The organism is Stenotrophomonas sp. YJH_SMC_138 (genome assembly GCF_059369855.1).
Genome location: NZ_JCAFTB010000002.1, coordinates 377,257 through 388,777, shown reverse-complemented (window position 1 = coordinate 388,777; position 11,521 = coordinate 377,257). Strand labels below are relative to the sequence as shown.

Annotated in this window: 9 protein-coding genes; 6 read left to right on the top strand and 3 right to left on the bottom strand. The window is 66.8% G+C overall.

The genetic code is table 11. The features are described from left to right. Window positions 1–199: 199 nt before the first annotated feature. The 3 genes from dnaE to AC5P7I_RS06900 all read left to right on the top strand — a co-directional run bounded on the left by dnaE (window position 200) and on the right by AC5P7I_RS06900 (window position 5,797). Window positions 200–3,790 (top strand): DNA polymerase III subunit alpha, encoded by a 3,591-nt coding sequence (gene dnaE, locus AC5P7I_RS06910; RefSeq protein WP_014646489.1) that lies wholly within the window; start codon window positions 200–202, stop codon window positions 3,788–3,790. A gap of 64 nt (window positions 3,791–3,854) precedes the next feature. Beyond that, window positions 3,855–4,724 carry a hypothetical protein gene (locus AC5P7I_RS06905; RefSeq protein ID WP_014646488.1) on the top strand — a complete coding sequence of 290 codons (870 nt, stop codon included), beginning with the start codon at window positions 3,855–3,857 and terminating at the stop codon, window positions 4,722–4,724. Window positions 4,725–4,837: 113 nt separating this feature from the next. Next, a complete protein-coding gene (locus tag AC5P7I_RS06900; RefSeq protein WP_014646487.1) occupies window positions 4,838–5,797 on the top strand; it encodes an acetyl-CoA carboxylase carboxyltransferase subunit alpha in 960 nt (319 codons plus the stop codon). A gap of 139 nt (window positions 5,798–5,936) precedes the next feature. Here the strand turns inward: AC5P7I_RS06900 and AC5P7I_RS06895 are convergent, their stop codons facing one another. Next, window positions 5,937–6,392, bottom strand: a complete 456-nt coding sequence (locus tag AC5P7I_RS06895; RefSeq protein ID WP_014646486.1) for a CopD family protein — start codon at window positions 6,390–6,392, stop codon at window positions 5,937–5,939. 149 nt (window positions 6,393–6,541) lie between these two features. On the opposite strand from AC5P7I_RS06895, the gene AC5P7I_RS06890 reads away from it, so the two are divergent. Both AC5P7I_RS06890 and AC5P7I_RS06885 read left to right on the top strand, forming a co-directional pair. Continuing rightward, the gene (locus AC5P7I_RS06890; RefSeq protein ID WP_262088411.1) at window positions 6,542–7,132 is read left to right on the top strand and encodes a class I SAM-dependent DNA methyltransferase; all 591 of its coding nucleotides are present in this window, start codon (window positions 6,542–6,544) and stop codon (window positions 7,130–7,132) included. A 93-nt stretch (window positions 7,133–7,225) separates the two neighbouring features. Continuing rightward, window positions 7,226–8,533, top strand: a complete 1,308-nt coding sequence (locus tag AC5P7I_RS06885; RefSeq protein ID WP_014646484.1) for a polyhydroxyalkanoate depolymerase — start codon at window positions 7,226–7,228, stop codon at window positions 8,531–8,533. 199 nt (window positions 8,534–8,732) lie between these two features. On the opposite strand, the gene AC5P7I_RS06880 is transcribed toward AC5P7I_RS06885, so the two are convergent. Together AC5P7I_RS06880 and AC5P7I_RS06875 are read right to left on the bottom strand one after the other, a co-directional pair. Continuing rightward, window positions 8,733–9,722, bottom strand: a complete 990-nt coding sequence (locus AC5P7I_RS06880) for a sensor domain-containing protein (protein WP_142234456.1) — start codon at window positions 9,720–9,722, stop codon at window positions 8,733–8,735. Beyond that, window positions 9,719–10,084 carry a PadR family transcriptional regulator gene (locus tag AC5P7I_RS06875; RefSeq protein ID WP_004150914.1) on the bottom strand — a complete coding sequence of 122 codons (366 nt, stop codon included), beginning with the start codon at window positions 10,082–10,084 and terminating at the stop codon, window positions 9,719–9,721. Before AC5P7I_RS06875 ends, AC5P7I_RS06880 begins: the two co-directional genes overlap by 4 nt. A gap of 136 nt (window positions 10,085–10,220) precedes the next feature. Here AC5P7I_RS06875 and AC5P7I_RS06870 point away from each other — a divergent pair, with 136 nt between their 5' ends. Next, window positions 10,221–11,123 carry a peptidylprolyl isomerase gene (locus AC5P7I_RS06870; RefSeq protein ID WP_262088410.1) on the top strand — a complete coding sequence of 301 codons (903 nt, stop codon included), beginning with the start codon at window positions 10,221–10,223 and terminating at the stop codon, window positions 11,121–11,123. The last annotated feature ends 398 nt before the right edge of the window (window positions 11,124–11,521 follow it).

Here is an 11,521-nt window from a genome sequence, read left to right as displayed (position 1 = left end):
CTGTGGACAGCCGAGCATGGGCTCGGTTCTACAGAAGGCGGCCTCCCGCACGCCTGAATCCGGCGCCACGCCGTGCCCCTGTCAAGCCTTGTGGCAACCCCCTGCCCTCGCTACCCTGACCGGGCATTCCAGCGCTTCCCGACCCCGGCGACGATCTTCCGTCAGCACCCGGGGCCCGCGCGCTCCAACCTGGTCCGGCATGTCCAACTCCCGCTTCGTACATCTCCACGTCCACACCGAGTTCTCGCTGGCGGACTCCACCATCCGTGTGCCGGCCAAACCGGACCAGGCGGACCCGAAGAAGGCCAAGCAGGCCAACCTGCTGTCGCGCTCGGTCGAACTCGGCCTGCCCGCGCTGGCGGTGACCGACCTCAACAACCTGTTCGCCCTGGTCAAGTTCTACAAGGCCGCCGAAGGCGTGGGCATCAAGCCGATCGCCGGTGCCGACGTGCTGATCGCCGAGGAAGGCCAGGACCCGTGGCGGATGACCCTGCTGTGCCGCGACCGCGAGGGTTACCTGAGCCTGTCGCGGCTGCTGACCCGCGCCTGGATGGAAGGCCATCGCCCCGAGGGCGGCGTGGCCGTGCACCCGGACTGGCTGAAGGCCGGCAACGCCAACCTGTTCGCATTGGCCGGGCGGCAGAGCCTGGCCGGGCGCCTGGCGCTGGACGGCAAGCATGAACTGGCCGAGCAGCAGCTGGCCGACTGGCAGCGCGTGTTCGGCGATGGCCTGCACCTGGAGCTGACCCGCACCGGCCGCGAGGGCGAGGAAACCTTCAACCAGTTCGCGCTGATGGCCGCCGGCCAGCGTGGCCTGCCGGTGGTGGCCAGCAACGACGTGCGCTTCCTGTCGCCGTCGGACTTCAGCGCGCACGAAGCGCGCGTGTGCATTTCCACCGGCCGCGTGCTGGACGACCCCAAGCGCCCGCGCGAATACAGCGACCAGCAGTACCTGAAGTCGGCCGAGGAGATGTGCGCGCTGTTCGCCGACATCCCCGATGCGATCGACAACACGCTGGCGCTGGCCGAGCGCTGCAACATCGAGATGCGGCTGGGCACCTACTTCCTGCCCAACTACCCGGTGCCGGACGACGAGACGCTGGACACCTGGATCCAGAAGATGTCGCGCGATGGCCTGGAAGAGCGCCTGGAGAAGAATCCGCTGGCGCCGGGCAAGACCCGCGAAGAGTATTTCGAGCGCCTGGAATTCGAGCTCAACACCATCATCAAGATGGGCTTCCCGGGCTACTTCCTGATCGTGGCCGACTTCATCCAGTGGGGCAAGAACCAGGGTATTCCGATCGGCCCCGGCCGTGGTTCGGGTGCCGGTTCGCTGGTGGCGTGGGCGCTGAAGATCACCGATCTGGACCCGCTGCCGTACAACCTGCTGTTCGAGCGCTTCCTGAACCCGGAACGCGTGTCGATGCCCGACTTCGACATCGACTTCTGCATGGACCGCCGCGACGAGGTGATCGACTACGTCGCCCGCAAGTACGGGCGCGAGCGCGTCAGCCAGATCATCACCTACGGCACCATGGCCGCCAAGGCGGTGGTGCGCGACTCCGGCCGCGTGCTCGGCTTCCCGTACGGCCTGGTCGACGGCGTCTCCAAGCTGATCCCGAACATTCTGGGCATCCACCTGAAAGATGCGCTGGGCAAGGGCAAGGAAGGCCCGAGCTCTGAGATGGCGTCGGCCGAACTGATCCAGCGCTACGAGACCGAGGACGATGTCCGCGACCTGATCGACCTGGCGCTGCAGTTGGAAGACCTGACCCGCAACGCCGGCAAGCACGCCGGTGGCGTGGTGATCGGGCCCGAGCCGCTGAGCGAGTTCTGCCCGCTGTACGCCGAACACGACGAGAACGGCCTCGGCAAGAACCCGGTCACCCAGTTCGACAAGAACGACGTGGAAGAAGTGGGCCTGGTGAAGTTCGACTTCCTGGGCCTGCGCACGCTGACCATCATCGACTGGGCGGTGAAGGCGATCAACAAGCGCCATGAGCGCGCCGGCATCCCGCCGGTGGACATCGCCGCGATCCCGCTGGACGACACGCCCACCTACAGGGACATCTTCGCCAACGGCAATACCGGCGCGGTGTTCCAGTTCGAATCCTCGGGCATGCGCCGCCTGCTGAAGGACGCGCGCCCCGACCGTTTCGAAGACCTGATCGCGCTGGTGTCGCTGTACCGCCCCGGCCCGATGGACCTGATTCCCTCCTTCAATGCGCGTAAGCACGGGCAGGAAGAGATCATCTATCCCGATCCGCGCACCGAAGCCATCCTGAAGGACACCTACGGCATCATGGTGTACCAGGAGCAGGTCATGCAGATGGCGCAGATCGTCGGCGGCTACTCGCTGGGCGGCGCCGACCTGCTGCGCCGCGCGATGGGCAAGAAGGTGCCGGCCGAAATGGCCAAGCACCGCGAGATCTTCCGCGAAGGTGCAGCCAAGGGCGGCGTCGATGGCCCCAAGGCCGACGAAATCTTCGACCTGATGGAGAAGTTCGCCGGCTACGGCTTCAACAAGTCGCACGCCGCTGCCTACGCGCTGGTCAGTTACCAGACCGCCTGGCTGAAACGCCATTACCCGGCTGAGTTCATGGCGGCCACGCTGTCGTCCGATCTGGACAACACCGACAAAGTGGTCGGCTTCCTCGACGAGGTGCGCAACCTCGGCCTGACCGTGCTGCCGCCCAAGGTGAACCAGTCGGCCTTCATGTTCGAAGCGGTGACGCCGGACACCATCCAGTACGGCCTCGGGGCGATCAAGGGCGTCGGCCAGGGTGCCTGCGAGGCGGTGGTCGAGGAGCGGCTGAAGGGCGGCCCGTTCAAGGACCTGCTCGACTTCTGCACGCGCGTTGGTTCGGCCAAGCTCAACAGGCGCACGCTGGAAGCGATGATCAACTGTGGTGCGTTGGACGAGCTCGGCCGCAACCGTGCCTCGCTGATGCTGCAGCTGCCGGAGGTAATCAAGGCTACCGACCAGATGGCCCGCGAGCGGGCTTCGGGACAGAACTCGTTGTTCGGTGGCCCGGACCCGAGCGCGACCACGATCCAGCTGGACCTGCCCGAAGCCGAGGAGTGGCCGCTGCTGCAGCGCCTGAACGGCGAGCGCGACACGCTGGGCTTCTATCTCAGTGGCCACCCGTTCGATCCCTGGCGCGACGATGTGCGCGATCTGGTCGGCAACGACCTGGGTTCGGTGGAGAAGATCTGGAGCGCCAACAGCGGTGGTGGTGGCGGCGGCGAAAAGCGCTGGCGCCCGGAAGTGCAGACGGTGCTGGCCGGCCAGGTGGTCGGCGTGCGCCGCAAGGGCGAGAGCCAGATCTTCATCCAGCTTGAGGACGGACGTGGCCGCGTCGAGTGCAGCGCGTTCTCCGACGCGATGGCCGAGTTCGGCCACCTGATGACCAAGGACCGCATCCTGGTGGTCAAGGGCGGCCTGCGCGAGGACGAGTTCAATGGCGGCTTCGCGCTGCGCATCCGCCAGTGCTGGGACTTCGATGAGGTCTGCGCCAACTACGCCACGCGGCTGTCGCTGCGCCTGGACCTGCGCCAGCAGCGCCCGGTCTGGGAGCGCATCGATGCGCTGCTCGACCGCCATCGCCCGGGACGGACGCCACTGCGCCTGGACCTGCTGCTGAAGGGGCCGCACGGCGGCGTCGCCGGCATGCTCGATGTGTCCGGGCAGAGCGCGGTACGCATCGATTCCAAGCTGATGGAGGCGCTGCGCGCCGACCCGGCCGTGCGCACGCTGAAGGTGCGCTACAGCCCGCCATGGGCCAGCTGAGGCTGGCTCCCTCACTGCCCTGTCTCCCCTGTTTCCCCGTTCCAAGTATCAAGGACGATTGCCGATGAAGACCCTGCTGTTCCCGTTCGCTGCCGCACTGGCCCTGGCCGCCTGCTCCCCGTCGAAGATCGAGTTCCAGATCGACAACCCGACCGACACGCCGCTGGCGTTGAGCATCGACGGCCAGGACCTGCCGGTGGCCGCACAGGGCTCGCGCCCGGTCTCGCTCGCTGTCGGCGAGCATCGCCTGCATACCGACAAGCTCGGTGATGTGCGCTTCATCGTCTACGTCGACGGTCGTGGCGGGCTGATCAATCCGACCCTCAGCGAGTACGTGATCGCCCGCGAGATCTACGTCACCGACGAGAGCAAGGTGAAGAACTTCGGCGTCGGCAACAGCGGTATCCAGCTCGGCGGCGTCGACTTCGAAGGCCCGTTCGAGAAGCGCCACGACCTGTTCATCGACAAGACCTGGACCTACGGCGTGCGCGAACCCTTCCCCAAGGAAAAGGTGGTGGCCCACGTTGATTCCAGCGGCGGCCAGATCGTGGCCAAGGTGTTCACCGCTCCCGACTTCATCGCTTACGTGGAAGAAGGCATGGGCGAGCCCGGCGCGTTCAAGCGCGAACAGCCAGGTGGCTACGTGGCCCCGGCCTATAGCCTGGAACCGGCCCCGGCCAGCCTGCCGGCGCTGGTGCCGGCCTTCGAGGCCCACGCCGCGCCCCTGCGCGAGGTCTATGCGCGCTGGCTGAAGGCCACCACCGCCGATGAACAGAAGGCCCTGCGCAAGCAGGATTTCGCCGCGCAGATGGCCTTCACCTCGGCCACTGCCACCCTGGGCAGCGGCCTTGGCCGGGAAGCCAACGAGGCCTACAACGACTTCGTCTCCCAGCGCAGCCAGTTGATGGGCCGCAGCGCCCTGGTGGTGCCCTGAGCTGACTGGCGCCCCCTGCCCGGCTGCGCTACCGTCGCCTTCCAGACGAAGGCGTACGGGTGGTTTGCACGCATTCGGCTAGAATTCCCCCCTTCTTTACACGACGGCTTCCGATGAATCCGAACTACCTCGACTTCGAGCAACCCATCGCCGACCTGGAAGCCAAGATCCAGGAGCTGCGCAACGCCAGTGCCGGGCCGGCGGTCAATGTCGAGGCGGAAGTGCACGCGCTGCAGGACAAGCTGCGCATGCGCACCGCGCAGATCTTCCGCAACCTGACCTCGTGGCAGGTGCTGCAGCTGGCCCGCCACCCGTCGCGCCCGTACACCGCCGACTACCTCCGCGTCATGTTCGATGAGTTCCAGGAGCTGGCCGGTGACCGCGCCTTCGCCGACGACAAGGCGATCATGGGCGGCCTGGCCCGCATCAATGGCCGCGCGGTAATGGTGATCGGCCACCAGAAGGGCCGCGACACCAAGGAAAAGATCAAGCGCAACTTCGGCATGCCCAAGCCGGAGGGTTACCGCAAGGCACTGCGCCTGATGAAGATGGCCGAGCGCTTCGGCCTGCCGGTGCTGACCCTGATCGACACCGCCGGCGCCTGGCCGGGCATCGACGCCGAGTCGCGCGGCCAGTCCGAAGCGATCGCGCGCAACCTGATCGAGATGGCCGAGCTGAAGGTGCCGATCATCTGCACCGTGATCGGTGAAGGCGGCTCCGGCGGTGCGTTGGCACTGGGTGTGGGCGACCGCACCGTGATGCTGGAATACGCGGTGTACTCGACCATCACCCCGGAAGGCTGCGCCTCGATCCTGTGGAAGGACGCGGGCAAGGCCAAGGAAGCGGCCGAACAGCTGGGCCTGACCGCGCCGCGCCTGAAGAGCCTGGGCCTGGTCGACAAGGTCGTGCGCGAGCCGACCGGTGGCGCCCACCGCAACCCGACGCAGATGGCCAAGCGCCTGAAGGCCGTGCTGCTGAACGAACTGGACGCGCTGGACAAGCTGTCCACCGAACAGCTGCTGGAACAGCGCTACACGCGCCTGCGCAGTTACGGCACGTACGAAGCAGCCTAAGCCCGGTAGTGCCGGCCGCTGGCCGGCAACACGAGGTGATTGCAGAAATGAAAGAGCCGGGCATTTGCCCGGCTCCTTCGTTTGCGCCCTGACAGCATCCACGCATGGCGTGGATCTACCGGACGCAGGTGACCCCGCCTCAGAACGGCTTGGCCAGCACCAGCCACACGATCGGAATGAACGCCAGCAGCGGGATCTCGTTGATCCAGCGCAGCGCGCGCGACGACGGCAGCGCCCGGCCCTTGGCCACGCCCTTGAGCAGGCGGCCGGTCCAGCCGAAGTACACCAGCAGCACCACCACCAGCCCCAGCTTGGCGTGCAGCCAGCCGGCAGCTCCCGGCGCCACCATGGTCGGGAAATCGGGGATGACCTTGTAGCCCAGCCACAGCACCAGGCCGAGCAGGAACGCCAGGCCGAACATCGAGTGGCCGAAGCGGTACAGGCGCAGGCCCATCAGCTGCAGGCGCTCGGTCACCGCCGGCTGGCCCGCGGTCTCGGCCAGGTTCACCAGGATGCGCGGCAGGTAGAACACCGTGGCCATCCACGCCACCACGAACACGATGTGGAAGGTCTTGACCCAGTAGTAGCTCTGCATGCGCTCGCTCCGGCGGCTGGCGTAGGTTGGCGGCCATTCTCGCATGCCGTGGCGAAGCCGCCGCAGGCACGCGCGCCGCGACACATCGACGCATGGCGCGCCGCAACACCGTACGATAGGCGCCGTTTTCCCCGATCGCGCACTGCCCCATGGACAAGACCTACGACGCCGCCTATTTCCAACGCTGGTACCGCCGTACCGATATCGGCGGCAGCGCCCGCCTGGGGCGCAAGGTGGCGTTGGCCGTGGCCAGCGCCGAGTACTACCTGGAGCGACCGATCCGCAGCGTGCTGGATATCGGCTGCGGTGAAGGCGCCTGGCGCGCGCCGCTGCTGAAGCTGCGTCCGAAGGTCGAATATCTCGGCTTCGACAGCAGCGAGTACGCTGTGCGCCGCTACGGCAGGACCCGCAACCTGCACCTGGCCCGCTTCGGCGACTTCGCCTGGCTGCGGCCCTGCGCCCCGGTTGACCTGCTGGTGTGTTCGGACGTGATGCACTACGTGCCCGACCGCGAGCTGCGTGCAGGACTGGCCGGCGTGGCCGAGCTGACCGGCGGCGTGGCCTTCCTGGAGACCTTCGCCGCCGAGGACGCGTTCGAAGGCGACCACGACGGCCTCCAGGCCCGACCGGCGCGCTGGTACCGCCGCACGCTGGCCGGCCAGGGCCTGCAGCCGGTAGGGTCGCACTGCTGGCTCGGCCCCGCCCTGGCGGGCGATGCGGCCGCGCTGGAACGGATGTGAATCCGGATTCATTATTTTCAGCCGACTTAACCTGCGGGACACCTGGATGGGATATGCTGCGCGGCAACATATGACCATACATATTCGGTCGTCATGCTCTATCAACTGCACGAACTGACCCGCAACCTGCTCGCCCCCTGGGTGCACCAGGCCCAGGCCAACGCCAGGTTCTTCGCCAACCAGGGCCACTGGTGGTCGCAGATGCCCGGCGCTGATCGCCTGGCGGCGGTCAATGAACTCTTCCACCGCATCGGCAAGGATTACGAGAAGCCCGAGTGGGGCATCAACGAAATCGACGTCGATGGCGAGCGCGTGCCGATCGTCGTGCACGAGGAAGTGAGCAAGCCGTTCTGCAAGCTGCTGCGCTTCAAGCGCCACAGCAATGAAGCCGACCAGCTGCACACCATGCTCAACCAGCCGTTCGTGCTGGTGGTGGCGCCGCTGTCCGGCCACCACGCCACGCTGCTGCGCGACACCGTGCGCACGCTGCTGCGCGACCACCGCGTGTACGTCACCGACTGGGTCGACGCGCGCATGGTGCCGGCCAGCGAAGGCGAGTTCGGGTTGGATGACTACATCGCCTACATCCAGGAGTTCATCCGCCACCTCGGCGTCGAACGCCTGCACGTGGTGAGCGTGTGCCAGCCGACCGTACCGGTGCTGGCCGCGGTTTCACTGATGGCCAGCCGTGGTGAACCGACGCCGCGCACGCTGGTGATGATGGGTGGCCCGATCGATGCGCGCTGCAGCCCGACCGCAGTGAACAACCTGGCCACGCAGAACCCGCTGTCGTGGTTCGAGAACAACGTCATCCACACCGTGCCGGCCAGCTATCCGGGTGCCGGCCGCCGCGTGTACCCGGGCTTCCTGCAGCACGCCGGCTTCCTGTCGATGAACCCGAGCCGCCACTTCAGCTCGCACTGGGATTTCTACACCGACCTGGTCAAGGGCGACCTGGAAGACGCCGACGCGCACCGTCGTTTCTACGACGAGTACAACGCGGTGCTGGACATGCCGGCCAGGTACTACCTCGATACCATCCGCGTGGTGTTCCAGGACTTCCTGCTGCCGCGTGGCGAGTGGGTGGTCAACGGCGAGAAGGTCGATCCGTCGGCAATCCGCGATACCGCGCTGCTGAGCATCGAAGGCGAGCTGGACGACATCGCCGGCCTTGGTCAGACCGAAGCCGCGCAGGCGCTGTGCACCGGCATCACTGCGGACCGCCGTGAGCATTTCATCGTCGAAGGTGCCGGCCACTACGGCATCTTCAGCGGCCGTCGCTGGCGCGAGGTGGTGTACCCGAAGGTGCGCGACTTCTTCGCCGCGCATGCCGAAGCCCCTGCGGCGAAGGCCGCGAAGAAGAAGAGCAACGTCACCCCGTTGCGGCGCAAGGCGGGGTAACTCGCCTCTGGCGTGTGCCGACCTTGGTCGGTACGCCTTGGTAGATGCCAACCTTGGTTGGCGCTCTACCGTGAATCCCTGCAGCTGATGGATCGTGCCAATCAAGGTTGGCACCTGCCAAAGCAAGGCCCACCAAACGTCCCGACGCTGATGGCTTGTGCCAACCAAGGTTGGCACCTGCCGAAGCATGTGCGCCCGCTTACAACCGCACCAGCAGGTTCTTGGCAATCAGCCCATGCAGCTTGCCGATGCCGCGTGCCAGGTGCATCGTCAGCACCAGCAGCAGTGCGCCCGCCGCAGCAACCGCGATCGCCACCAGCGGCGAGGCCGCCATCGGCAGTACATTCACGTCGTTGATGTACACGCCGGGGATGTCACCACTGAAGATCGCCGCGACCGGCGCCCAGATCAGGCTCAGCGACAGCGAGAGCAACGTCACCGCGATGGTGAAGTAGATGATGCCCAGCGGCAGCATCAGCACGAAGTACAGCAGCGTCAGCCAGGTACGGCCATCGGTGAACATGTCGCCGATGCGCTGCAGCCAGGTGCGGCTGCGGTCGGTGTAACGCGGGCGGCGCGGCATGCGCTCGCCCAGCAGCGCTTCCACCAGCCGTCCTTCCAGCAGCGCCAGCCCGCGCACCGAGCCGAAGAACAGCACGGTCAGCGGAATGCCGATGATCAGGATCAGCAGGCCCAGCGACAATGACAGGCCGGTCACCACCCAGGTGAAGAAGAAGATGCCGGTGGCCAGCGACAGCAGCATGTAGAACAGCGCACCGTAGGTGTGCGGATCGGTCACCACGCCGAAGAAGCGCGCCAGCAGCGAACGCTGCACCGGCGCCTGCGGCGGTGAGGCCGGCTCGACGCCACTGGCTTCCGCCGCTGCACGCAGCACCGGCGCGGTATCCGCACGCGGCGTACGCAGCGCGCGGTTCACCGTCACTTCGGTCTCGCGGTAGATGTCGGCCACTTCATCCGGCGCGCCATAGCTGCCGGCAACGTCGGCGATCACCTCGGCCTCGCTGCGGCCGGGCTGCGCCGCCAGCTCCGAGCGCAGGTATTCCTCGGCGTCGTACAGCGCGTCCTGCACCATCGCCGGATCGGCACCTTCCAGCGCCGCGCGCAGCTGCGCCAGGTACTGCGGGATGGTCGTGGGCAGGGCGCGGCCTGCCAGGCTCGGGTCGTTCATTGCGGTACCCCCTCCAACACGGAATCGACGGAATCGCGGGTGGCCTGCCAGGCCTGGCGCCACTGCGCCAGCACCTCGCGGCCACGTTCGTTGATGCGGTAGTAGCGCCGCGGCGGCCCGCTGCTGGAAGGTTCCACATGGCTTTCCAGCAGGCCGGCGCCCTCCAGGTTGCGCAGTACCGGGTACAGCGCGCTCTGCTTGCCGCTCAGCACGCCCTCGCCCACCCGCTCCAGCTCCTTGGCAATGAGGTAGCCGTACAGCGGCTCCCCGGCCCGGGCCAGCACCGCCAGCAGGGCCAGCGACACCGTTCCGGCGCTGAGTTCCTTCTGGAACTTCTTCAGGTGGACATCGTCCTCGGACATGACCGGCCCTCCACTACGTTGAAGTCCACAGTAGTGCGAAGTTCGGTATAGCGAATGTGTCGTTAGTCACTCTCCCGGTTGGCGCCGCTGCGCGGCTCGCGCAGAATCGAAGCCTCGTTCATGTTCCGGGGTTCCCATGCCGCACCGCCATTGCCTTGCCCTGACCGCCCTCGCCCTGGCCTGCCTGCTGCCCGCCCTGGCCAGCGCGGCCACGCCCTACCGCAGCCCTCAGCAGATCCTCGACGCCTCGGCGGCCAGCGACTGGCGCACCCCGGACCCGGCCAACCTGCTGTACATGGACCTGCCGGCCGGTCGGGTCATCATCGAGCTGGCACCGCAGTTCGCCCCGCGCCATGTCGCCAACATCCAGACCTTCGCCCACGAGCATTTCTGGGACGGCACCAGCATCTACCGCTCGCAGGACAACTTCGTGGTGCAGTTCGGCGATGCCGACGCCGATGACGCAGCCAAGGCCAAGCCGTTCGGCAGCGCCGCGCGCAAGTTGCCGGCCGAGTTCGAGCGCGCCAGCGCCGGCCTGAAGGTCACCGTGCTGCCGGACCGCGATGGCTGGGCCGCGCAGACCGGTTTTGTCGACGGCTTCCCGGTCGGCCAGGACCCGCAGGCCGGCAAGGCCTGGCTGGCACATTGCTACGGCATGCTGGGCGCGGGCCGCAGCAACGAGGAAGACAGCAGCATCGGTGCCGAACTGTACGTGGTGACCGGACAGTCGCCGCGCCAACTGGACCGCAACATCACCCTGGTCGGTCGCGTGCTGAAGGGCATGGAGCTGCTCAGCGCGACGCCGCGCGGGCCGGCGCCGATGGGCTTCTACACCGACCCGACACTGCGCACGCCGATCGTGTCGATCCGCCGCGCCAGCGACGTGCCGGCAGCCGAGCGCACGCCGATCCAGGTACTGCGTACCGACTCGAAGACCTTCGCCGATACGGTGGAGGCGCGGCGCAACCGCGTGGATGATTTCTACAAGCGCCCGGCCGGGCATATCGATCTGTGCAATATTCCGGTGCCGGTTCGCTGATGGTTTCCTGCGCGTGACGCGTGCTGAAGGTGCTTCACTGTTCATGGGCGTTACTTTTCTTTGTACGCAAAGAAAAGTAACCAAAAGAAACGCGCCGCCAGGTCGCGAGCCGCCGTGCTTCGCACGTCGGTCCCCTGCGCTTCTCGGTGAATCAGGGGACGGTGTGCACAAGGCAGCCGACTAGCAGTCGGCTCTACAGGACATCGGCACCTCTTCGCCCCTGATTCCCCTGCGATGCTCGGGTCGCTCAAGGCGGACCCAGTTCAAAGGCCACAGCTGCACCCAGAAGATCCACGCAATGCGTGGATGCTTTTGCTGTTGATCTTGACCTTCCAGTCCGCCTTGAGCGAGCCGAGCACCGCAGGTCTGGCGAGGGCGAAGAGGCGCGGGTGTCTGAG